The following is a 22,275-nucleotide window of genomic DNA, read 5'->3' on the forward strand; positions in this document are numbered from 1 at the left end:
CTGCGGTGGCGGCCGTCAGAGGATGGAGCCCGGCGTGTATGCGGCGGCCTCGGGGTGCTGCTTGGTGATCTCCTCGATGCGGGAGATCAGCGCGGTGACCTGGTCGCCCGCCGCTCCTGTGAAGGAGAGCTTGTCGGCCATCAGCGCGTCCAGCTGTGCGCGGTCCAGCGGGATGCGCACATCGGCGGCCAGCTTGTCGAGCAGCTCGTTGCGCTCGGCGCCCTGCTCACGCATGGCCAGGGCCGAGGCGACCGCGTTCTCCTTGATCGCCTCGTGGGCGACCTCACGGCCGACACCGGCGCGCACCGCACCCATCAGGACCTTGGTCGTGGCAAGGAACGGGAGGTAGCGGTCCAGCTCGCGGGCGACGACGGCCGGGAATGCCCCGAACTCGTCGAGCACCGTCAGGAAGGTCTCCAGGAGACCGTCGAATGCGAAGAACGCGTCGGGGAGCGCCACGCGGCGGACCACGGAGCAGGACACATCGCCCTCGTTCCACTGGTCGCCGGCCAGCTCGCCGGTCATCGAGGCGTAGCCGCGCAGGATGACCATCAGGCCGTTGACGCGCTCGCAGGAGCGGGTGTTCATCTTGTGCGGCATCGCGGAGGAGCCGACCTGACCCGGCTTGAAGCCCTCGGTCACCAGCTCGTGCCCGGCCATCAGACGGATCGTCTTCGCGACCGACGAGGGCGCCGCGGCCAGCTGCACCAGTGCCGTCACCACGTCGTAGTCGAGTGAGCGCGGGTAGACCTGGCCGACCGATGTGAAGGCCTGGGCGAAACCGAGGTGCCCGGCGATGCGCTGCTCCAGCTCGGCGAGCTTCCCGGCATCGCCGCCCAGCAGGTCGAGCATGTCCTGGGCCGTGCCCACGGGGCCCTTGATACCCCGCAGCGGGTAGCGGCCCAGCAGGTCCTCCAGCCGCCCGTAGGCCACCAGCAGTTCGTCCGCCGCGGTCGCGAAGCGCTTGCCGAGCGTGGTCGCCTGCGCGGCGACATTGTGCGAGCGGCCGGCCATGACCAGCTCGCGGTACTCGCCCGCCAGCTTGCCGAGCCGGGCCAGGACCGCCACCGTGCGGTCGCGCATCAGCTCCAGGGAGAGCCGGATCTGAAGCTGTTCCACGTTCTCGGTGAGGTCACGGGAGGTCATGCCCTTGTGGACCTGCTCATGGCCGGCGAGGGCGTTGAACTCCTCGATGCGGGCCTTGACGTCGTGACGGGTGACCTTCTCGCGCTCGGCGATCGAGGCCAGGTCGACCTGGCCGACGACACGTTCGTAATCGGTGAGGGCGGCGTCCGGCACCTCGATCCCGAGGTCCTTCTGAGCGCGCAGCACCGCCAGCCACAGCTGGCGTTCCAGCTTCACCTTCTGCTCGGGGGACCAGAGGACGGCCAGCTCCGTGGAGGCGTAGCGGCCGGCCAGGACATTGGGGATGCGAGGCTTCGCAGACACAGCAGTCACGTGTCCAGATTCTACTGGCGGTTTGTGCAGGCCGACGCCGCGGTCCGGTTTGTGGGTTGCTACGAGAGCGGAGTCGCATCCACCTGGCGCCACGTCGCCACCGGGCCAGGGGCGTGGGCATCCTCGGGGGTGACCCAGAACGCTCTCCCCAGTTCGGCGCTGTACTGGGCGCCCGTCCGCCCGTCTCCGGACGAACGGCCGGTCAGACGGCGGCCGATCCACGGTATGAGGTGCCGGCGGGCGAAGCGGAAGTCGTCGACGCGTCGTATCGCCCATTTCGGAGGTGCGGAGGCCGGGAGCGGCGTCCGCCAGTCGTTCTCCGGCGGCAGCCCCAGCGTCTGCCAGACCGCCTCCGCCACCCGGCGGTGGCCGTCGGCCGTCAGATGCAGCCGGTCGACGTCCCACAGGCGGGGATCACCCAGGGTCGGTGCTCCGTACAGATCGACGACCGACGCTCCGTGGCGGGCAGCCAACTCGTCGACCAGGGAGAACAACTCCTCCATCCGCGGACGGAAACGTTCCATCACCGGGCCGTTGCGACCGGGGCTGCGCATGAGCACAAGCTTCCTGCATGAGGGCGCGAGACGCTCCACGGCCTCTTCGAGCCTTCCGCGGACCATGGCCATGTCGCACTTGGGCCGCAGCGTGTCGTTGAGACCGCCGACGAGTGTGATGACATCCGCCTGCATGGCGGCGGCCGCATCGACCTGCTCGTCGACGATCTGGGCGATCAACTTGCCCCGTACGGCGAGATTCGCGTAGCGGAATCCCGGAGTGCGGACCGCGAGCCGTCCGGCGAGGACGTCTGCCCAGCCCCGGTACGAGCCGTCGGGCAGCAGGTCCGACATGCCCTCGGTGAACGAGTCGCCGACCGCGACGAGACTGGTGTAGGAGGCATTCATTTCCATGGCGATGCGATCGTATCGCGGTGGGGTCCGACCCCTTCCAGAAGGCGCCGGCCAGGTACCGAGCGTCGTAGTGCGCTCTCGGCGGTCGCGTCCTCAGTCGCTCAGGGCCAGCCGCAGGCCGAACCCGGCGATGACGGTCCCGGTGATCCGGTCAAGCAGCCGAAGGGCCTGCGGGCGCTGCAGCCAGCCCCGCAGCACCTGGGCGAAGGCGACCAGCAGCGCCGACCGGAGCAGGCCGAGCACGATGTGCACCCCGGTCAGCAGGAGTCCTTTGGCGAAGTGCGGGGCGCCTGCCGGGATGAACTGGGGCAGGACGGCCACGTAGAACACGCCCATCTTCGGATTGAGTAGATTGGTCAGGGCGTCCTGCCGCCACCCCGCAGCAAGCCGTCGGTTCCTGGAGAAGTCAGGGCACGAGCCTCGGCCCCCGGCACCTCCACCCCCTCGGCGCCCCGCCCCGCCGACCACCGGTCAGCCTGCCTGCGCTTGAACCCGCACCTGGCCCCCAGCGGCCCCCGCCCACCGGTCAGCGTGCCTGCGGTCGGCCCACCAACTCGCGCAGCACGTCCTCCATCGTGACCATTCCTGCGAGTCGATCGTCCTCGTCCACAACCGCCGCCAGATGTGTGCGGCTGCGCCGCAGCGCGGTCAGCACGTCGTCGAGCGGTGTGGCGGCCCGTACCCGGGCGATCGGCCGCATTGCCGACACGGGGAACGGCACATCGCGCGGTGCCGCGTCCAGGGCATCCTTCACATGGAGGTAGCCCAGGATCCGCTTCTCGCTGTCCATCACCGGGAAACGCGAGAAACCGGTCTCGTACGAGAGCTGTTCCAGCTGTTCCGGCGTCGTCCCGATCCTCGCGTACACCACCCGCTCCACCGGCATCACCACATCACGTACCGGGCGACGGCCCAGCTCAAGGGCGTGGTGCAGCCGCTCGGCCGCGCGGTCGTCGACCAGCCCGGCGTCCCCGGCGTCCTTCACCAGCCGGGCCAGTTCGTCGTCGGAGAAGGTGGCGGACACCTCGTCCTTCGCCTCCACCCGCAGGAGCTTCAGCAGCGCGTTGGCGAAGGCGTTGATGGCGAAGATCACCGGGCGCAGCGCCCTGGCGAGGGTCACCAGCGGCGGTCCGAGCAGCAGCGCGGTCCGCACGGGCTCGGCCAGAGCGATGTTCTTCGGCACCATCTCGCCGAGCAGCATGTGCAGATAAGTCGCCACGGACAGCGCGATCACGAAGGAGATCGGATGGATCAGTCCGTGCGGCACACCCACCGCGGTGAAGACGGGTTCCAGCAGATGCGCGATGGCCGGTTCGGCGACGATGCCGAGGACCAGCGTGCAGAGGGTGATGCCCAGCTGTGCCGCCGCGAGCAGCGCCGATACGTGTTCGAGGCCCCAGATGACGCTTCGCGCCCGCCGGTTCCCGTTCTCGGCTTCGGGCTCTATCTGGCTGCGGCGTACGGAGATCAGCGCGAACTCCGCGCCGACGAAGAAGGCGTTGACGACCAGGGTCATCAGTCCGATGAAGAGCTGGACGGCGGTCATCGTGCTTCCTCCGTCTGCTCGTCGTCGCCGGGCAGTGGCGCATGCAGCAGGGCTCGCGCGGCACGGCGCCCGGAGGCGTCCACCACATCGACCCGCCAGCCGGCCAGCTCGATCGAATCACCGACGGCAGGGATGCGGCCGACCTCGGTGGCGACAAGTCCGGCGAGTGTCTCGTACGGTCCGTCCGGCACCCGAAGTCCGATCCTCTTCAGCTGATCGAGGCGGGCGGCGCCGTCGGCCGACCACAGGGTCCGTCCGTCGGCGTCCTCACCCGCCGGTGCCAGGTCCGGCGTCTCGTGCGGGTCGTGCTCGTCGCGCACCTCGCCGACCACCTCCTCGACGATGTCCTCCAGAGTCACGACGCCGGCTGTCCCGCCGTACTCGTCGATGACGACGGCCATGGCGAGCTTGCCGGACAGCCGGTCCAGGAGCCGGTCCACGGTGAGGGTCTCCGGTACGAGCAGGGGCTCGCGCAGCATCTCCGAGACGCGTGTACGGTGCCGCTGCTCGACCGGGATGGCCAGCACGTCCTTGATGTGTGCCACGCCGACGACGGTGTCCAGGTTGCCCCGGTAGACGGGGAAGCGGGACAGCCCGGTCGCACGGGTGGCGTTCGCGACGTCCTCGGCGGTCGCCTGCACCTCAAGTGCGGTGACCTGCACCCGCGGGGTCATGACGTTCTCCGCCGTGAGCTCCGCCAGATTGAGGGTGCGGACGAACAGTTCCGCGGTGTCGGCCTCCAGTGCGCCCGCCTTCGCCGAGTGCCGGGCCAGCGCCACCAGCTCCTGCGGGCTGCGGGCGGAGGCCAGCTCCTCGGCCGGTTCCAGGCCGATGCGGCGCACGATCCGGTTCGCGGTGTTGTTGAGGTGGCTGATGAACGGCCGGAAGATGGCGGTGAAGGCCCGCTGCGGGGTCGCCACGGCCTTCGCCACGGCGAGCGGGGAGGAGATCGCCCAGTTCTTCGGGACGAGTTCGCCGACGACCATCAGGAACACGGTGGACAGTGCGGTTCCCAGGACGAGGGCCAGGGAGGACGCCACGCTGGGGGACAGGCCCACGGCCTCCACCGGACCGCGGATCAGCTTCGCGATCGACGGTTCGGAGAGCATGCCGACCACCAGGTTGGTGACGGTGATGCCGAGTTGTGCGCCGGAGAGCTGGAAGGTCAGGCTGCGTACGGCCTTCATGGCGCTCGCCGCGCCGCGCTCACCCTGCTCCACGGCCCGTTCGAGCTGACCGCGCTCGACGGTTGTCAGGGAGAACTCAGCCGCGACGAAGGCGCCGCAGGCGAGCGAGAGCAGTACCGCCACGAGCAGCAGAAGCACTTCGGTCATCGGTTCACCTCCGTCCCATGATCGGGCAGGGGCAGGAGGATCGCTCGGTGCCGGCGATGTCGACTACTGGGAGGCTCGCCCATGGGCGGACGTTCACACCTTTCGGAAGGATCGGTCAGGAGACCACCCATCGTAAAGGATCTGCAAAGTCGTCCGCCCTTTCGTGTGATCGCGTCAGTCCGTGAGGGGCTTCACCCAGCGCCGCCAGTGATCCTCGCGGTGGTAGCCACCCGCAGCCCACGTGTGGTGCGCCCGTTCGTTGGCTTCCAGGACCATGGCGTCCACCCGTCGCCCGCCCAGAGAGACGAACCGCTGTTCCGCTGCTGCCATCAAGGCGGTGGCGATGCCTTGCCGGCGGCAGTCCGGATGTACGGCCAGCCGGTAGGCGGAGCATCGCCAACCATCGAAACCGGCTATGACGGTTCCCGCGAGAAGGCTGTCGCGCTCTGCGAGAAGCAGGGCCCCGGGGTCCCTTGAGATGAGTTGCGCCACTCCGTCGTGGTCGTCGCTGACGCTCGTCCCTTCCGCGGCTTCGCGCCAGAACCGCAACACGGGGTCGATATCGGCGAGGCCGGCGCAGCGGATGTGGAGATCACTCATGGGGCGAGCCAAGCAGAGGGACGGCCCGCTCGGCGAACGGTTTCCGCGCGGAGATCCGGGCGGCGTCCGATCTGCCCACTGCCGTGTTCACCAGCCGGTGACAGCGTCCCCCAGTACCTTGCTGCCGATCTGAGAAGCGAGGTACTCCGATCGGTCGAGGTCACCGAACTTGGTCACGTGCACGAAGACCGTATGGAACTGGGTCCATCGTTCCCAGCCGATGTCGTCACTGTCGAAGACAGCCTGGACCCCCTCGTACTTCGGATGCCGGTGCAGGCCGTCAGAGTTCCGAGTCAAGAATGTTCAAGAACGCCGTGCCGTCCACGCTCCCGCCGGGTCGGGGCAGTGCCAGCTCCGCCCAGATGACCTTTCCCGTGGGGGTGTAGCGGGTGCCCCAGCGCTCGGTCAGTTGCGCGACGAGGAACAGGCCGCGGCCTCCTTCATCCAATGCAGCGGCATACCGCAGATGGGGCGAGGTACTGCTGCTGTCGGCCACCTCACAGGTCAGGGTGCGGTCGCGCAGCAGTCGTATCTTGACCGGTGCGGAACCGTGGCGGATGGCGTTGGTGATCAGCTCACTGAGCACCAGCTCCATGGCGAACGCAAGCTCGGACAGACCCCAGTCGTCGAGCTTCTCGGCCACGGCGGCGCGCATCCCCGCCACGGCGGCGGGATCGAACGGCACGTCCCAGTTGGCGACGTGGTCGGGCGGGATCGCCTGTGTGCGAGCGATGAGCAGCGCCACATCGTCCTTCGGCCGGCTGGGCAGGAGCTCGTCGAGCACTGCCTGGCAGCTCTCCTCCGGCGGCCGGTCGGGATGGGACGCCAGCGCCTGACGCAGCAGCTCCATCCCCACGTCGATGTCCCGGGTGCGGTCCTCGATGAGCCCGTCGGTGTAGAGGACGAGCTGCGTGCCCTCCGCCAGCTCCAGTTCCGCGGTCTCGAAGGGCATACCGCCCAGGCCCAGGGGTGGCCCGGCCGGCAGATCGGGGAACGACACACTGCCGTCGGGCTGGACCAGCGCGGGCAAGGGATGCCCGGCCCGCGCCATGGCGCAGTGGCGGGAGACGGGATCGTAGATCGCGTACAGGCAGGTGGCGCCTGTGATCACCGCACCGGCGGTCGCCTCCACCTCCTCCTGGTCGATACGCCCGACCAGGTCGTCGAGGTGATCGAGGATCTCGTCGGGCGGCAGGTCGAGCGTGGAGAAGTTGTGCACGGCTGTGCGCAACCGTCCCATCGTGGCGGCCGCGTGCAGGCCGTGGCCGACGACATCCCCGACGACCAGAGCCACCCGACTGCCCGGGAGCGGGATCACATCGAACCAGTCGCCGCTCACCCCGGAGAGCGCGGGCAGGTAACGATGGGCGACCTCGAGTGCGCTCTGCTCGGGCAGGGCCCGCGGGAGCAGGCTGCGCTGCAGAGTCACGGCCATGGCGTGCTCACGGGTGTAGCGGCGGGCGTTGTCGATGCTGACCGCCGCCCGGGCGACCAGTTCTTCGGCCACGGACAGGTCGTCCTCCTCGAACGGCTGGGGCTTCTCCGAGCGCCAGAAATTGGCCATGCCCAGGATGGCGCCCCGCGCCTGGAGGGGCACCGTCATGAGCGAATGGATGCCGTACTCGACGATCCTCTGTGTCCGCTCCGGGTCCTGGGCAAGCCAGCCGGGTGCGGCGGACAGGTCGGGCACCAGCTCCGGCCGGCCGCTGCCGAAGGCCCGTGCCTGCGGCGTGGAGGGGAGGAAGTCGATCAGGCGGCCGCGTTCATAGAGGGGATGGTCATCCCGGATGCCCTGGACGGCGGCGCGGCGCATGTCCGCGCCCGTACTGGACGGCTCGTCCCCGCGCAGGACCGGGTCGGCCAGATCGACGGTGACGAAGTCGGCCAGCCGGGGGACCGCGACCTTCGCCAGTTCCTCGGCCGTACTCACCACGTCGAGGGTGGTACCGATGCCGAGCCCGGCGTCGTACAGCAGTCTCAGCCGCTGGCGGGCGATCTCGGCCTTTCCGGACAGCGCCCGCAGCTCTGTGGAGTCACGCAAGGTCGCGACCGTGCCCTCGGGGCCACCGTGACGAGCCGTGAGTCGCTGGTTCACCGCCAGCAAGCGGTCCCCCGCAAGGAGCACTTCGTCCGTGGCCGCACGGCCCGAGGTCAGCAGCTCCACCGTGCCGGGATCAAGGCCGGGCAAGTCCGAGATGTGCCGCCCCTCGGCGTCGTGCGGCAGATCCAGCAGCCGTCTGGCCTCGTCGTTCGCCAGCAGCAGCCGACCGTCGTTGCCGACGATGAGCACGCCTTCGCGTACGGCGTGCAGCACCGCGTCGTGATGCTCGTACATGCGAGTCATCTCGGCGGGGCCCAGACGGTGGGTCTGCCGCCGCAGCCGCCTGGCCACCAGCGCCGTCCCGGCCGTGGCCACGGCCAGCGCGGCGGCTCCGGTGCCGATGATGATCGGAATCTGCCGGGACACCGCGCCGGCCACCTTCTGGACCTTCATGCCGGCCGACACCAGGCCCACGACCTTGTGACCGAGGTCGTAGATGGGGACGGTCGCCTGCACCTCGCGGCCGAGCGGGCCCTTGACGGTCTCGGTGTACACATGGCCGGCCAGCGATGGCCCGATGGTGCCGACGAACCTCTTCCCGATCTGGCTCGGCTGGGGATGCGTGTAGCGGATCCCCGTCGTGTCCATCACCACGATGAAGTCGACGCCGGCCGCTTTCCGAGCCGCCTCGGTGAGCGGCTGGAGCACTTTGGAGGGATCGGGTGACTTCAGCGCGGCCAGGACGCCCGGTGAGTGCGCGAACGTCTCTGCGACGGCAATCGAGCGCTGTCTCGCCTCTGCGTTGGTGTCGTGCCGGGACTGCAGCAGGAGTGCCAGCACCGCGGCCGCCACGAGGAGCACCACCAGAGCCACCTGCAGGGCGAAGACCTGCCCGGCGAGGCTCCAGGGGTGTTTCTCCGTGAGTGACCGAACCGGTGCGTTCCGGAATCGGCCGAAACGTCTGGCCACATTGCCCTTTTTAACACCGCAGGGTCGACGGCGCGTGAGGCGAGGCAGGCCGGGGAGGGCCTTTCGGGTGGGGGCACACGGCCGTCGCAATCCGCTTCCGAGGGGCCGCCGCATCCCGGCGGTACGGTTGTCCTTGCCCTGGGCGGCGCCCTCGCAGAGCCGACGGAGAATGCGGAGGACGAATTGCGCCATGCGGTCACCGGCGACCGGTGTACGGGGCACCGGAGGGCTCCCCTTGCCGGTGCTAGCGCACCCGCGCTAGCGTGTTTCCGTGCCCAAGACTCAGCTGAACGTGAGAGTGGACGAGGCCACCGCCGAGGCCGCGCGACAGCGCGCGCTGCAGAGGGGAATGAGCGTGAACCGCTACATAGAGGAGCTCGTGAAGCAGGATGCGGGCGAGGTCGGACACACCTTTGTCGAAGCCGCGGCCGACTTCATGAAGCAGTACGAGGCGGTGTTCGCCGAGGAGTTCGGCCCGGAGCGCAAAGGCACGCGTTGAACCTCCAGATCGACCTTTCCTGGCTGCTCATGGTGGCCGAGCACAAGACTCCCGGCGATCCGCAGGTCGTCGACTGGGGTGCGCTCGTGGCTGCGGTGGCCCGTCATGAGGCCGAGATCTTCGGCAGCCCTGTCTACAGCGACCCGCACTCCAGGGCCGCTGCCCTTCTGCAGTTGCTGCTCCATGTTCCAGCGCTCGAACACTCGAACGCGATGTTCTCCTCGGCCGTCGCATACGGCTATCTCGTCGCCTCCGGGCAGAAGGTCATCACCTCGCCCGAGCAGGTGCGCGACCTGGCTCGACTGGTGAAGGAGGGCAAGGCGGACGTCCGGGCCATCGCCGACGAACTGCGCCAGTGGAGTCTGTGACACCGCCGGTACGCGGTGGTGGCCGATGAGTCAGTCGAGCACGGCCGGCCGCCGCGCCACGCCCAGCACGCATGCGGACGTGGGCAGCCGGATTCCCCAGTCGGGCATTCTGACCCTGCGGTAGGTCTCCACCGTGAACCCGGCCCGTTCGATGGCGGCCAGGGTGTCGCGTGCCGTGTGGCACCCACCCGTCACCAGCGGCCAGACCGTACGGTCGAGCGCCCGCTGGGCCGCTGCCATGGCCCGGTCATCGGCCCGCACATGCTCGAAGAAGCGCAGCTCGCCGCCCGGCCGCAGCACCCGTGCGATCTCCGCGAGTGAACGTTCCACATTCCGTACGGTGCACAGCACCAGCGAAGTGACGGCCCCGTCGAACGCCTCGCTCTTCACCGGCAGGGCCTCCGCCGCGCCCGGCACCACATCCACCGGAATTCCGGCACGCAGCGCCGACCGCACCGCCAACTGCCGCAGGCTGCGCTCGGGTTCGATGGCCACCACCTCCGACACCGCGGGCGGGTAGTGCGCGAAGTTCAGGCCGTTGCCCGCACCTATCTCGATGACCCGGCCGGACATACCGGCCAGCAGCTCCGAGCGCACCGCGCCCAGCCCCGCTCCGGTCTCCGCGGCCACACTCATCCGGGCGTAGAACCGGGCGAAGACGGGGTGGTGCACCGCGTCCTCCGGGATTTTTGTGCTGCGCAGACGCATGACGGGCCTCCTCGACACGGCGCTCGACCGGAAAGGTACGGCTACTTCGATTCTCCCCCCGTCCCGGGCGGCTCAGCCGCTCAATCGGCCGGCCGATTGCCGCCCAGTTCCGCAGCCAGCCAACTCCCGGCCAGGACACGGAAGTCGGCAGGCGCCAGCGCCCCCGCACCGGCCGGTACGGCACCCAGCAGCGGGGCGCCCGCAGCCACCGGAAGGTCCGCCAGATTGCAGCGCGCCGCGAGGTCCGGCTCGGCGGGCATGCTGCCCACCACCACGCCGAGACACTCCAGCCCCCGGGCCCGCAGGGCCTCCGAGGTCAGTGCGGTCGTGTTGAGCGTGCCCAGTCCGGCCGCCGCCACGACCAGGACCGGTGCGCCCAGCAGTCGTGCCGCGTCGGCCAGGGTCGCGCCGTCGTCGTCGAACCGTACGAGCAGTCCGCCCGCACCCTCGACCAGCACCAGATCGTGTTCGGTCGCCAGCTTCTCGGCCGCCTCGGCGATCTCGTACGGCCGTACCGGCGGGAGACCTGCCCTGCGGGCGGCCGTGGCAGGCGCCAACGGCTCGGGGAACCGGGCCAGTTCGACCGCGGTCACATGGCCGCCCGCCAGCCGTGCCACCTCTGCGGCATCCCCGGGCTCGCCGGGGGCCAGGCCCGTCTGGGCGGGCTTGAGCACCGCGACACTGCGATCCCGGCACGCCGCCGCCACGGCCGCGGTCACGACCGTCTTGCCGATCTCCGTGCCCGTACCCGTCACCACCAGAACCGTCATCTCAGCCCTCCCGCGCAGCCGCGCACACGGCGCGGGAGATCCGCGCCACATCCTCGTCACCGGTCACATACGGCGGCATCGTGTAGACGAGATCGCGGAACGGCCGCAGCCACACGCCCTCCCGTACCGCCGCCCGGGTCGCGGTCTCCATGTCCACCTGGTGATCGAGCTGTACGACGCCGACAGCGCCCAGCACCCGCACATCCCGTACCCCGGGCAGCTCCGCCGCCGGGGCGAGACCGTCCCGCAGCCCGCCGCCGATCCGCTCGACCTCTTTCTCCCAGTCCTGGCCGAGCAGCAGGTCGATGGAGGCGCACGCCACCGCGGAGGCGAGCGGATTGCCCATGAACGTGGGCCCGTGCGCCAGCACCGGCACCTCGCCGCGCGAGATGCCCTCCGCCACCCGTGCGGTGCACAGCGTCGCCGCCATCGTCAGATAGCCGCCGGTCAGCGCCTTGCCCACGCACATGACGTCGGGCGAGATCCCCGTATGCTCCGCGGCGAACAGCTTCCCCGTACGGCCGAAACCGGTGGCGATCTCGTCGAACACCAGCAGCACGTCATGCGCATCGCACGCCTCGCGCAGCACTCGCAGATAGGCGGGGGAGTGAAACCGCATTCCGCCCGCGCCCTGCACCACCGGCTCCACGATCACCGCGGCCAGCCGGTCGGCGTGCTCCGCGATCAGTTCCCACAGGTGTCGTACGTACGTGGCATCCGGCTCCGCGTCGAAGCCGGCCGGCGGCTCGTCCGCGAAGATCTGCCGGGGCAGTACGCCCGACCACAGCTCGTGCATGCCACCTTCGGGGTCGCACACCGACATCGGCTGCCAGGTGTCCCCGTGATAGCCGCCGCGCCAGGTCAGCAGCCGCTGCTTGGCCGGCCGCCCGGCCGAGCGCCAGTACTGCAGACACATCTTCACCGCGACCTCGACCGACACAGACCCGGAGTCGGCGAGGAAGACATGCTGCAGCGGCTCCGGGGTGATCTCGACCAGCCGCGTGGCCAGCCGCACGGCGGGCTCATGGGTGAGCCCGCCGAACATCACATGACTCATCCGGTCCAGCTGACCGCGTGCCGCTTCATTGAGTACCGGATGGTTGTAGCCGTGCACCGCCGACCACCAGGACGACATGCCGTCGATCAATTCGTGCTGCCCGTGGGCCGGTTCGGCGAGCCGGAGCCGTACCCCGGACGCGGACTCCACGACCAGCGGCTCCTGGCGCCCCGGCATCGGGCCGTACGGATGCCAGACGTGGGCCCGGTCCAGAGACCGCAGTTCGGCCGGGGAGAGGGCCTCAGGCATTGGGGGCGAGATCCGTACCCGCGCCGCGACGGCGGACCGCCACCAGATCCGTGCGTGCAGCCGGAATCTCGCTGGGCTCGGCAGCGGCTTCTGCGGGTGCGTCGCCACAGGGTGCACACCCGCCGTCGTGCGAACCACAGCCGCCACCCGCCTGCGCACGGTGCGCAGGCAACGTCGTCGTCCCCGCTCCCTCCACCTCGAAACCGGCGTCCGCGATCATGTCCAGATCCGCCTGCCCCGCCTGTCCCTCACTGGTGAGGTAGTCGCCCAGGAAGATCGAGTTGACCAGGTGCAGTGCGAGCGGCTGCATCGAGCGCAGATGCACCTCGCGCCCGCCCGCGAGCCGCACCTCCACGTCCGGGCAGACGAACCGGACCATCGCCAGAATGCGCAGACACCGCTGCGGGGTGAGGTTCCACTCCTCGGCCAGCGGAGTGCCCTCGAACGGGATCAGGAAGTTCACCGGCACCGAGTCCGGGTCGAGCTCGCGCAGCGAGAAGACGACATCGACCAGATCGGCGTCGCTCTCACCCATCCCGGCGATCAGCCCGGAGCACGCCGAGAGCCCGGCGGCCTGCGCCTGCTGCACGGTCTCCACCCGGTCCGCATAGGTGTGGGTGGTGGTGATGTCCCCGTACGTCCCCTCGGACGTGTTGAGGTTGTGGTTGTACGCGTCGGCGCCCGCCGACCGCAGCCGGTCGGCCTGTCCGTCGGAGAGCAGACCGAGGCAGGCACACACCTCGACGCCCTCGTGTCGCTCCTTGATCGCCTCGATGGTCTCCGACACCCGGTCGACATCCCGGTCCGTCGGACCGCGACCGCTGGCCACCAGGCACACCCGCTTGGCGCCACCCGCCACCCCGGCGGCGGCGGCCTTCGACGCCTCGTCCGGTTTCAGCCAGGTGTACTTGAGGATCTCGGCCTTCGAGCCGAGCCGCTGCGAGCAGTACGAGCAGTCCTCGGGGCAGAGCCCGGACTTGAGATTGACCAGATAGTTCAGCTTCACGCGCCGCCCGAACCACTGACGGCGCACCTTTCCGGCCGCGGCCACCACTTCGAGCAGGTCGTCGTCGGAGGTCGCCAGTACGGCGAGTGCTTCTTCGCGGGTCGGCAGTTCGCGCCGCAGTCCCTTGTCCACCAGCGTGTTCAGGAGGTCCATGGCGTTGATCCTGGCCTACGGCACCGCCCGCAGCCAAGGAGGAACCGGACAAGAGAGCCCGTCTGGGGTGTGTGTATTGCCACACCATGACCTGCTGCGCGCCCGGTTAGGGTCTGTGAGCTGCCTACAAAAGGGACCGCTCATGCCCTTCGCCCCGTTCGACTGGATCGACGACGAGGCGCGCCGCCGCGCGGACGCCGGACTCGTCCGCTCGCTCCGCCCCCGGCCCGCCGAACCAGAACTTCTGGACCTCGCGAGCAACGACTATCTGGGCCTGACCCGGCACCCCGAGATCACCGCTGCCGCGGCCGAGGCCGCGTGCCGGTGGGGAGCGGGGGCGACCGGATCGCGGCTCGTCACCGGCTCCACCGCATTGCACGCCGAACTCGAACGCGAGCTGGCCGATTTCTGCGGTTTTGAGGCGGCCCTGGTGCTGTCATCGGGCTACGCGGCCAATCTCGCCGCCCTCACCGCGCTCACAGGCCGCGGCTCGCTGATCGTTTCCGACGCGGGAAACCACGCCTCGATCGTGGACGGTTGCCGGCTCTCCCGGGCCCAGACCGCCGTCGTACCGCATGCCGATCCCGATGCCGTGCGCAAGGCCCTGCAGGCACACGGGGGACGCGCGCTGGCGGTCACCGACTCGGTCTTCTCGGTCGACGGCGACGCCGCGCCGCTGCCCGAACTGGCCGATGCCTGCCGGACGGAGGGCGCCGCACTGCTCGTCGACGACGCGCACGGCCTCGGAGTGCTGGGCGAAGGCGGCCGGGGTGCGCTCGCCGCCGCCGGTCTCGCGGGCGGCGAGGGAATCGTCACCACGCTCACCCTCTCCAAGTCCCTGGGCAGCCAGGGCGGGGCGGTCCTCGGTCCGGCCCGGGTCATCGAACACCTGGTCAACACGGCCCGTACGTTCATCTTCGACACAGGCCTCGCACCGGCCGCGGCGGGCGCGGCTCTCGGGAGCCTGCGGCTGATCCGTCGCGAGCCGGCACGCGCAGGCAGGGCCCGTGCGGTCGCCACCGCTCTGTACGAGCGGCTGACCGAGGCCGGTCTGACCGCCGTTCGCCCCGACGCGGCCGTGGTCTCGGTGCGGGCACCCTCGGCGGACGCGGCGGTGCGCTGGGCGGCCGACTGTCGCGCCGCGGGAATCGCGGTGGGATGCTTCCGGCCGCCATCGGTGCCGGACGGTGTCTCCCGGCTGCGGCTGACAGCGCGAGCCGATCTGACCCAGGAGCAGATCGCCACCGCCGTGGCGATCGTACGGCGGACCGCTCCCGTCAGCTGACCGAACCCCGGTGCAGACCGGAGACGAAAGATGTCCAGGCCGCCGCGGAGAACCGCAGCGGTGGCCTGGATACATCCTTGGAGTCCCGCACGGCCAGCCGCCCGTCTCCGAACGGCGCGGCCTCCACGCAGTTGTTCATACCCGTGCTGCGGCTGCTGCGCCGCCACCGTAACTCGTGCTGTGCGAGGCAATCCGACATGAGCCCCCCTCGGGCAGTCCGGGGTCACCGACCGTCGCGGTCGATCGCGGCGATGAGGTCCAACGAGTGCTCCGGCGACAGCGCGTGCGCCTGCATCGTGCGGAAGGCCGAGCTGTACGCCTCAAGGTCTTCTTTCCGCTCCAGATAGAGGCTACTCGTCAAATGGTCGAGAACTACCACGTCCAGATCAGAAGTGTTCGGAAATGAGAAGATAACGAAAGGGCCGGTGAGGCCGGCGTAGCCACCGACCGAGAAAGGCAGCAACTGAAGTTCTACGTGGGGAAGTTGAGCCACGCGAGTCAGATGGCGCAGCTGGTTTCTCATCACCCGGCGCCCGCCGACCTCGCGCCGGAGCACCGCCTCGTCGAGCACCGCGCTCAGTCGCAGTGGCGGATCGGTCCGCAGCACCCCCTGCCGGGCCAGCCGCACCTCCACCAGCGAGTCCAGCTGGCCGGTGGGTAACCCGTCCAGCGCGGCCCGGGTCACCGCACGTGCGTAGTCGGCCGTCTGCAGGAGCCCCGGCACCACCGAGGTCTCCAGGGTCCGCGCGGTCCGCGCCTGGGACTCCAGGCTGATGAAGTCGCGGTACTGCGGCGGGATCAGACCGCGATAGGCATGCCACCACCCGGTGCCGCCACCGCCCGCCGAACCCGCCAGCGCCGCCAGGAGCGTCCGCAGCTGCGGGTCGTCCACGCCGTACGCGTCCAGCAGCCGGGTCACATCGGCCGGTCGCACCCCACTGACACCGGTCTCGATCCGGCTCACCTTCGACTGGTGCCAGCCGAGCATCCGTGCGGCGTCCCGGCTCGTCAGTCCGGACGCGTGGCGCAGACTCCGGAGCTCCTCCCCGAGCTTGCGGCGCCTCACCGCAGGGCCGTGCTGCATCTGCGGCCTCCCTCCCTCTTCTGCCGAGCGGACAGTGTGACGCCCGCATACGGTCTTGCGTGGCAGGGTTCACCGCATTGAGCGACAGATATATGCATATCTTGGTGGATCGCCGTAACGGAGGCCAGCATCGGTGGCAATCTGGCGCGAAGCACAACCGGGACCGGTCGCGGGTCGGTCCAAGTGGGAAAGGGACGGCTCGCCATGGCAGACCATCAGGAAGCAAGCGTCACTCTGCCGAGCGATCCGGTCTCGGTCTCGTCGGCCCGGAGATATGTGGCAAGGGTGCTGACCGAATGGGGTCTGGCCATCGACACGGAGTTCGCCGACAGCATCCGACTCATCGTCTCGGAACTCGCGACCAACGCCGTCCAGCACACCTTCGGACAGTCGCCCACCTTCACCGTGGACCTGAGGCTGGAGCGGGAGGAACAGCTGCATCTGGGTGTGACGGACAGTCACCCGCGCTGGCCCCGGCGGCTGCCCGCCGCCGTTCAGCAGGACAACGGACGCGGCATGGTGATCATTCGCTGTCTGGCCAAGGAGTGCGGGGGCCGGCTCACCGTCACCCCCACTGCCGACGGCGGCAAGACGGTCTGGATCGCGCTCCCATGGAGCATCCCCGTGCAGAGCTGACCGACCCTTCGATCCGCCGCCTCCCCGTCTCCCGATTGCGTGATCACCCGCCCTCGCCGCCCGACCGCTGCGCCGAGGCCGCGCGCCCGAACCCACTGCGCAACAGCGCCTGGAGTGTTGCCGCCGCGGCGCTCGCCCGGTCGCCGCGGTGCACCATCGAGATCGTCCGCCGGAACGAAGCGGGTTCCAGCCGCCGCACGGACAACGGCGTCGACGACATCGCGGCCACCATCTCAGGTACGACCGCCATTCCGATGCCCGCGCTGACCAGCGCACATACCAGCGCGTAGCCGGGCGACTCGCAGACCACGGCGGGTGTCGCACCTGCTTCGGCCAACGCCTGCTCCACCCCACGGCGCGGTGGATGCGTCGGCGCGCTGCTGATCAGAGGCCGCCCCGCAAGTTCCGTCACCGGCAGTCTCCCGGTGGCCTCGGACAGCATCTGCCCGACCGCCGTGATCAGGACCAGTTCCTCGACCAGCAGCGGTTCGGCGAATACCCCGGAGGGCCAGGCCGCTGCGGCAGCCGGCTCGTACACATGGGTCAGCGCGAGATCGACCTCGCCCGCGGCCACCGCCGCGACCCCGTCCGGCGGCTCGTACTCGGTGACCGCCAGCTCCACATCCGGGTGGGCGCGACGGAAGGCGCTCAACACCGGCGGCAACAGATGGATGCCCGCAGTGGTGAACGTGCCGACCCGGAGGCGTCCGCCGGAGAGTCCGGAGAGACGGGCCAGTTCGTGGCGGGCCAGGTCCATCTCGTCGAGGATCCGACGTGCGCGTCCGACCAGCAGCTCACCGGCGGCCGTGAGGCGGGCCCCTCGGTGGTGGCGCACCAGCAGTGCGGCGCCCGCCTCCCGCTCCAACTTGGCGATCTGCTGGGAGAGCGCGGGCGCGGTGTAGCCGAGTCGGGCGGCGGCCCGGGTGATCGATCCGGCCTCCGTTACTGCCACCAGCGCCGCGAGCCGTGTCGGGTCGTACATTAAGCGTTCCTTTTGGCAGACCCAGAAGATTGCAAGTACACGCTAAAGGCTCTGCCGGGCCAGGGTGGATCCATGGACGCACAATTGATCGCCTTCATCGGGGTCGCCGCCGGCATGGTCGCGCTGCCGGGCGTGGACTTCACCGTCGTCGTACGCAACGCGCTCGCCTCCCGGTCAACGGGGGTGGCGACCGCGCTGGGTGTTGCCGGTGGACTCCTCGTGCACACCGCGCTGGCCGTCGCCGGGCTTGCCGCTGTGCTGGTGACGATGCCCGTCCTGTTCCGCACCGTTCAGCTGCTCGGCGGGGCCTACGTCCTCTACCTCGGCATCAGCGCCCTGTACGCGGCACGGCGCCGCACCACGGGCAGGGCGGGGGAAGCCGAGGGCGAACCAGCGGGCCAGGGAACCGTAGGCGCGCTGCGCCAGGGCTTCCTCACCAACGCCCTGAATCCCAAGGCGCCGGTGCTCTTCCTGAGCCTGCTGCCGCAGTTCGTTCCCGACGGGCAGCCGCCGCTCCCGAGAACCTTGCTGCTCGCAATGATCGTGGTGCTGCTTGCGCTGATCTGGTTCACCGCGGTCGCCCTCCTGGTGGACCGGCTGGGCCGATGGCTGCGTCGGCCGCGTACCGCCCGCGCCATCGAGGGCGGCAGCGGCGCGGCGCTCACCGGTCTGGGGCTGGTGCTGGTGTCCGGCCCCTTGCTGCACTGAGTAACGAGCGGGTCGGCGGCGGGGACCAGGGCCTGTCCGGCGGATCACGGCCGGGGGCGCGGGCCTGATCCGCCGGACAGGCATCAGCGGACCCGCCCGTAATAGACGCCCTTCGTCCAGATCTTCTCCAGCCGGACCACTGCGCCGGTCCTCGGCGAGTGCCAGATCCTGCCCTTACCGGCGTAGATCCCCACGTGGTAGATGCTGCGGCCGTAATGGAAGAAGACCAGGTCGCCGCGTTGCCTGTGCGAGGCCGAGATATGGCGGGTCTTGTTGTACTGCTGCTGGGCCGTGCGCGGGAGCTTCTTGCCCGCCTTCTTGAACGAATAGACCGTCAGACCCGAGCAGTCGAAGCGGTTGGGGCCGGTGGCCCCCCACCCGTACGGCGATCCCTTCTTCGACGCGGCGATGTTGAGTGCCTTCATCGAGAGGGTCGCTGCCCGGGCTTGCGGCGTGGCGCCCGGGGCAAGCATGGTGCCGCCGACGGCGGCCAGTGTCAGAACCGAGGCCGTGCCGGCCCGGGCGAGCAGAGACGGGACATGAACCTGCGCAGTCATGCGCAACCCTTCGTCAGCCGCCTGTGAAGGGTGACCTGTCGGGTTCGGGCTGGCGAAGTTGCCCGGCCGCGCTCGGCGGCTTCACCCCGAGGGTCGACCGATGTTCCGGTCGACCCGTTGTGCTCGGGTCCTCCACTCCTGCCGATCCACTTCTGTCGACCAGGCATCCGGACGGCGGCAGGACTCGGCGTCCGCCCGGACCGCCCCGCCGCGGTGGCGGGGGCTTGTCGTCCCAGGGATCTTGACGCACCGACTGCCGGATTTCCGAAAGGAAACGACGATATGTGAGTCTCCTCGCGGATGATCCGTTCGAGTGGGGCTGATGATTTCGAAGACCGCGCCGGTCACTCGGACCGGTCTCGTACCAGGGACGGAATGACGGATTCCGCTCGCTGCCCTCGCAAAAAAACGCAAGTTGAGATGTCGCTCGCGAGGGGGAATCCCTACGCCGAACGAGCTAGGAATTTCGATTTGCCTGCCGGGCGTGTCGTGCAGGGGAGTTGAGCGAAGTCCGTCGGGGTCGGGGTCGGGGTCGGGGTCGGAGTGAGCTGAGCAAACCCCGTCGGAGGTGAAGGCAGGGGGAGTTGGCCGGACCCGGCCGCGGCCGGAGGCGAAGTTGGCTGATCAACTCGCCTGAGCGGGGGGTACGGTGACGCGTCCCGCCCGCCGTTCCCCGTCCAGCACGCGCAGCGCCCGCGCCAAGGTGGCGGCGTGGATCTGCGCCTCGCCGCGCTCATGCATCAATGCGAGGGCGTCCCGCAGCGCACCCGCCCGTGAGGCCAGTGCCTGTGCGGCGCGCAGTGCGGCGTAGGTGTCGCTGCCGCGGGCCGGGTTGATCCGGCCCAGTTGGTCCAGGACTTCGAGATAGCAGTCGATGAACTCCCCCTCGGCGCACGTCAGTGCGGGGAGCGGCGGCAACTCCGGTGGATGCACAGGGTGTTCACCTCGCGCTGTGCGGCGGGAGTGACGACTTCCGGTTCTCCGTGATGTGGTCCACCAGACCGTACGCCTTGGCGCCCGCCGCGTCGAGGATGAGGTCGCGCTCGATGTCGGTGGCGATCTGCCCTGTGCTGCGGCCCGTGTGACGGGCCAACAGTGTGGTGATCATTTCGCGGACCCGCTCCAATTCCTGTGCCTCGATCTGCAGATCGGACGGCTGGCCCTGAACCGGCTCGGTGAGCTCGGGCTGCTGCACGACGACTCTGGCGCCGGGCAATGCGTGCCGCCGGCCGGGAGCGCCCGCGGCGAGCAGTGCGGACGCGCAGGAACCGGCCTGGCCGAGGCAGTAGGTCTCCACCTCGCAGGCGAGGTACTGCATCGTGTCGTAGATCGCGGACATGGCTCCGAACGAGCCGCCGGGGGAGTTGATGTAGAGCGAGATGGGCCGGTCCGGGGCGTCGTGTTCCAGATACATGAACTGGGCGATCAGATCGGTGGCCGCGGTGTCGTCGACCGGGGTACCGAGGAAGACGATCCGTTCGGCGAGCAGCTTGGAGTACGGGTCGAGGGTGCGGGTCCCGTTGGTCGTGCGCTCGGTGAACTCGGGCAGCACGTAACGGGCGGTGGGGCGGAGCAGCATGGCGTTGCCTTTCCTCCGGGGCTGTACGGGGATCTGCACAAGCATCTGTAGAAAATGTACAGGACGTACAGAAGGTTATGATGGGGAGCACATCCTAGTGATCCACTAAAATTCCCAGGCCAGAGGCTGTTTTAGCTGTTCGCCGAGGGCAGGTATCTCACAATCTGTCACGACGTCTTGATCATCAGGCTGCTTCGCCCTCACTGAAACCGAGTAGAGAAGTGAGGTGGTCCGAGGCGACGCGGAGGTCCTCGGGGCTCGGGCGGACGTACACCCGCTTGGTGAAGTTGGCGTTGGCATGCCCGGCCCATGCGGCGAGGACGACGTCCGGCACGCCGTTGACGGCAAGAAACGTGAGGCACGAGTGGCGCGCGTCGTAGAGCCGGACCTTCCGCAGCTCCAGCTTCCGCTGCAGGGAGTACGCGGCCTCACGCAGGTGGCGAGTCGTGAGGGGCTGGCCGAGGTGGTCGACGAACATGTAGCCAGAGCGCTGATAGACCGCGCCCATCGACATCTGCTCTACCTCTTGCGTCACCTGAAAGGCGAGCATCGCCTGCTTCACCGGCAGCGGCAGCGGCAGTGTGCGTTCGCCCGCCTCGGTTTTGGTGTCCTTCTCCAGCACCCGGGCGTTGCCGATCATCGTCCTGGTGTTGGCGATGACCAGCGTTTCGGCGTCGAAGTCGATGTCCTCCCAGCGCAGACCGGCGACCTCAGCAGGACGCAGGCCCATGAGGCTGAGTATCAGCGGGGCAAACAGGCGTTCGTCCTTGATGCCGAGAAGGAAGTCCTTGACCTCGACGATGTTCCACGGGGCGGGACGCTTGCTGGTGCGCTTGTCCTCCTTGCGGGCGCGGCGAGGGATCTTCACGTACTCGGCGACGTTGACATGCACCAATTTCCGTACGACGGCCCGACCGAGGGCCTCTTTCAGGCGACTGAGCACCCCTTGGGCCGTCGAGGGGCGCAGTCCTGTGCCGGCTTGGCCGCCGCGCCTGCGGGCGCCGACGAGTAGCCAGGCGACCATGGACTCGACGTGTTCCTCCGTCAGTTCCTGCAGGCGCATATAGCCGAGGTAGGAATGCACGTGGACCAAAGCGTTCTTGTACCCCTGGACCGTGCTCTCCTCCAGGTCCTCGGCCTTCTTGGCCAGCCAGATGTCGAGCCACTCGGACACCGTGATCTTGCTCGGCATGACGAACATGCCCGTCGCCCGCTGATTGCGGATGCGGGCGATCTCGTCACGCACCTCTGTGGCAGTGTCCATCGTGACGGTGCGCTGCTTGCGCTTGCCTTGGGCGTCATGGCCCATGTCGACGACGGCGCGGTAACGGACCTTGCCGCTCTGCAACGTGACCTTCTTGATCTGCGGCATGTACCCCCCTTAACTGGCCTACTTCAGCAGGCTTCCTGAAGTGCCTACGGTAAGCCGCGATTCCTCCTGCCCGGGAGGCCTTCCGCCTGGTCAGGCCCGCACGGCCATGCTCCCGTCATAGATCAGTGAGAGAGCGCGTGAGACGACGAAGCCCCGTCAGCACGCTTCAGCGAGGCTTCGTCGCGCAACGGGCTACGACGTCGTGTGGCATTCGGCGCGGGCAGCGTTGTACTCCGGCTCTCCGCTATCAAGCACGCGTAGCAAGGACGCGGTGACGACGCGAGTCGAGCGGCCAACCCTGAGTACCCGGCACGGGAACTCGCCCCGACGAACCAGTGCGTAGCCCTTCGCCCGCGAAAAGCCCAACGCCTTCGATGCGTCCGTGACGCTTCCCGTTCCGTCCCAC

24 protein-coding genes and 1 riboswitch are annotated in these 22,275 nt (G+C 69.2%); of the genes, 5 read left to right on the forward strand and 19 right to left on the reverse strand.

The window, feature by feature from the left end; all coding sequences use genetic code 11:
* Window positions 1–15 precede the first annotated feature (15 nt).
* The 8 genes from purB to OG953_RS36455 all read right to left on the reverse strand — a co-directional run bounded on the left by purB (window position 16) and on the right by OG953_RS36455 (window position 8,856).
* Window positions 16–1,458: an adenylosuccinate lyase gene (purB, locus tag OG953_RS36420; RefSeq protein ID WP_405689600.1), complete on the reverse strand. Its 1,443-nt coding sequence runs from the start codon at window positions 1,456–1,458 to the stop codon at window positions 16–18.
* Between the two features lie 59 nt (window positions 1,459–1,517).
* Window positions 1,518–2,366, reverse strand: coding sequence for an SGNH/GDSL hydrolase family protein (locus OG953_RS36425; RefSeq protein ID WP_405689602.1), 849 nt, complete (start codon window positions 2,364–2,366; stop codon window positions 1,518–1,520).
* Window positions 2,367–2,459: 93 nt separating this feature from the next.
* Entirely contained in the window at window positions 2,460–2,702 is a 243-nt protein-coding gene (locus OG953_RS36430; protein ID WP_405689604.1) for a LysE family translocator, read from the reverse strand.
* Window positions 2,703–2,892: 190 nt separating this feature from the next.
* Entirely contained in the window at window positions 2,893–3,912 is a 1,020-nt protein-coding gene (locus OG953_RS36435) for a hemolysin family protein (protein WP_405689606.1), read from the reverse strand.
* On the reverse strand, window positions 3,909–5,246 hold the full coding sequence (locus OG953_RS36440) for a hemolysin family protein (RefSeq protein ID WP_405689609.1): 1,338 nt from the start codon (window positions 5,244–5,246) through the stop codon (window positions 3,909–3,911). The genes OG953_RS36435 and OG953_RS36440 overlap by 4 nt, the downstream gene beginning before the upstream one ends.
* 174 nt (window positions 5,247–5,420) lie before the next feature.
* The gene (locus OG953_RS36445) at window positions 5,421–5,846 is read right to left on the reverse strand and encodes a GNAT family N-acetyltransferase (protein ID WP_405689611.1); all 426 of its coding nucleotides are present in this window, start codon (window positions 5,844–5,846) and stop codon (window positions 5,421–5,423) included.
* A gap of 87 nt (window positions 5,847–5,933) precedes the next feature.
* Complete coding sequence (locus tag OG953_RS36450; RefSeq protein ID WP_405689613.1) at window positions 5,934–6,143, reverse strand: hypothetical protein; 210 nt, start codon at window positions 6,141–6,143, stop codon at window positions 5,934–5,936.
* The gene (locus OG953_RS36455; RefSeq protein WP_405689615.1) at window positions 6,127–8,856 is read right to left on the reverse strand and encodes a SpoIIE family protein phosphatase; all 2,730 of its coding nucleotides are present in this window, start codon (window positions 8,854–8,856) and stop codon (window positions 6,127–6,129) included. Before OG953_RS36455 ends, OG953_RS36450 begins: the two co-directional genes overlap by 17 nt.
* Before the next feature lie 271 nt (window positions 8,857–9,127).
* Between OG953_RS36455 and OG953_RS36460 the strand changes: the two genes are divergently transcribed.
* Window positions 9,128–9,355: an antitoxin gene (locus tag OG953_RS36460; RefSeq protein WP_405689616.1), complete on the forward strand. Its 228-nt coding sequence runs from the start codon at window positions 9,128–9,130 to the stop codon at window positions 9,353–9,355.
* The gene (locus OG953_RS36465) at window positions 9,352–9,723 is read left to right on the forward strand and encodes a fic family toxin-antitoxin system, toxin component (protein WP_405689618.1); all 372 of its coding nucleotides are present in this window, start codon (window positions 9,352–9,354) and stop codon (window positions 9,721–9,723) included. Before OG953_RS36460 ends, OG953_RS36465 begins: the two co-directional genes overlap by 4 nt.
* Before the next feature lie 30 nt (window positions 9,724–9,753).
* Here the strand turns inward: OG953_RS36465 and OG953_RS36470 are convergent, their stop codons facing one another.
* The 4 genes from OG953_RS36470 to bioB all read right to left on the reverse strand — a co-directional run bounded on the left by OG953_RS36470 (window position 9,754) and on the right by bioB (window position 13,666).
* Window positions 9,754–10,431 (reverse strand): class I SAM-dependent methyltransferase, encoded by a 678-nt coding sequence (locus OG953_RS36470; protein WP_405689620.1) that lies wholly within the window; start codon window positions 10,429–10,431, stop codon window positions 9,754–9,756.
* 80 nt (window positions 10,432–10,511) lie between these two features.
* Window positions 10,512–11,201 (reverse strand): dethiobiotin synthase, encoded by a 690-nt coding sequence (bioD, locus tag OG953_RS36475; protein WP_405689622.1) that lies wholly within the window; start codon window positions 11,199–11,201, stop codon window positions 10,512–10,514.
* Window position 11,202: 1 nt separating this feature from the next.
* Window positions 11,203–12,507 carry an adenosylmethionine--8-amino-7-oxononanoate transaminase gene (locus OG953_RS36480; protein ID WP_405689624.1) on the reverse strand — a complete coding sequence of 435 codons (1,305 nt, stop codon included), beginning with the start codon at window positions 12,505–12,507 and terminating at the stop codon, window positions 11,203–11,205.
* Window positions 12,500–13,666: a biotin synthase BioB gene (gene bioB / locus OG953_RS36485; RefSeq protein ID WP_405689626.1), complete on the reverse strand. Its 1,167-nt coding sequence runs from the start codon at window positions 13,664–13,666 to the stop codon at window positions 12,500–12,502. The genes OG953_RS36480 and bioB overlap by 8 nt, the downstream gene beginning before the upstream one ends.
* A 142-nt stretch (window positions 13,667–13,808) precedes the next feature.
* Between bioB and OG953_RS36490 the strand changes: the two genes are divergently transcribed.
* The gene (locus tag OG953_RS36490) at window positions 13,809–14,951 is read left to right on the forward strand and encodes an 8-amino-7-oxononanoate synthase (RefSeq protein ID WP_405689628.1); all 1,143 of its coding nucleotides are present in this window, start codon (window positions 13,809–13,811) and stop codon (window positions 14,949–14,951) included.
* Here OG953_RS36490 and OG953_RS36495 read toward each other — a convergent pair.
* Together OG953_RS36495 and OG953_RS36500 are read right to left on the reverse strand one after the other, a co-directional pair.
* The gene (locus OG953_RS36495) at window positions 14,944–15,150 is read right to left on the reverse strand and encodes a DUF397 domain-containing protein (RefSeq protein ID WP_114243303.1); all 207 of its coding nucleotides are present in this window, start codon (window positions 15,148–15,150) and stop codon (window positions 14,944–14,946) included. The two genes, OG953_RS36490 and OG953_RS36495, sit on opposite strands and share 8 nt — an antisense overlap.
* A 24-nt stretch (window positions 15,151–15,174) precedes the next feature.
* Complete coding sequence (locus OG953_RS36500) at window positions 15,175–16,035, reverse strand: helix-turn-helix domain-containing protein (RefSeq protein WP_405689629.1); 861 nt, start codon at window positions 16,033–16,035, stop codon at window positions 15,175–15,177.
* A gap of 204 nt (window positions 16,036–16,239) precedes the next feature.
* Between OG953_RS36500 and OG953_RS36505 the strand changes: the two genes are divergently transcribed.
* On the forward strand, window positions 16,240–16,671 hold the full coding sequence (locus tag OG953_RS36505; protein ID WP_405689631.1) for an ATP-binding protein: 432 nt from the start codon (window positions 16,240–16,242) through the stop codon (window positions 16,669–16,671).
* A 43-nt stretch (window positions 16,672–16,714) separates the two neighbouring features.
* On the opposite strand, the gene OG953_RS36510 is transcribed toward OG953_RS36505, so the two are convergent.
* Complete coding sequence (locus OG953_RS36510) at window positions 16,715–17,653, reverse strand: LysR family transcriptional regulator (protein WP_405689633.1); 939 nt, start codon at window positions 17,651–17,653, stop codon at window positions 16,715–16,717.
* Window positions 17,654–17,725: 72 nt separating this feature from the next.
* On the opposite strand from OG953_RS36510, the gene OG953_RS36515 reads away from it, so the two are divergent.
* The gene (locus OG953_RS36515) at window positions 17,726–18,361 is read left to right on the forward strand and encodes a LysE family translocator (RefSeq protein WP_405689635.1); all 636 of its coding nucleotides are present in this window, start codon (window positions 17,726–17,728) and stop codon (window positions 18,359–18,361) included.
* Window positions 18,362–18,444: 83 nt separating this feature from the next.
* Here the strand turns inward: OG953_RS36515 and OG953_RS36520 are convergent, their stop codons facing one another.
* From OG953_RS36520 to OG953_RS36535, 4 genes are all read right to left on the reverse strand, one after another.
* The gene (locus OG953_RS36520) at window positions 18,445–18,918 is read right to left on the reverse strand and encodes a C40 family peptidase (protein WP_405689637.1); all 474 of its coding nucleotides are present in this window, start codon (window positions 18,916–18,918) and stop codon (window positions 18,445–18,447) included.
* A 3-nt stretch (window positions 18,919–18,921) separates the two neighbouring features.
* Window positions 18,922–19,094, reverse strand: a riboswitch (cyclic di-AMP (ydaO/yuaA leader).
* A gap of 448 nt (window positions 19,095–19,542) precedes the next feature.
* Window positions 19,543–19,851 carry a hypothetical protein gene (locus tag OG953_RS36525; RefSeq protein WP_405689638.1) on the reverse strand — a complete coding sequence of 103 codons (309 nt, stop codon included), beginning with the start codon at window positions 19,849–19,851 and terminating at the stop codon, window positions 19,543–19,545.
* A 7-nt stretch (window positions 19,852–19,858) separates the two neighbouring features.
* Window positions 19,859–20,494 carry an ATP-dependent Clp protease proteolytic subunit gene (locus OG953_RS36530; RefSeq protein ID WP_405692266.1) on the reverse strand — a complete coding sequence of 212 codons (636 nt, stop codon included), beginning with the start codon at window positions 20,492–20,494 and terminating at the stop codon, window positions 19,859–19,861.
* 187 nt (window positions 20,495–20,681) lie between these two features.
* Window positions 20,682–21,869 carry a tyrosine-type recombinase/integrase gene (locus OG953_RS36535; protein WP_405689640.1) on the reverse strand — a complete coding sequence of 396 codons (1,188 nt, stop codon included), beginning with the start codon at window positions 21,867–21,869 and terminating at the stop codon, window positions 20,682–20,684.
* Window positions 21,870–22,275 lie beyond the last annotated feature (406 nt).

Source organism: Streptomyces sp. NBC_00057, assembly GCF_045041165.1.
Lineage (GTDB): Bacteria > Actinomycetota > Actinomycetes > Streptomycetales > Streptomycetaceae > Streptomyces.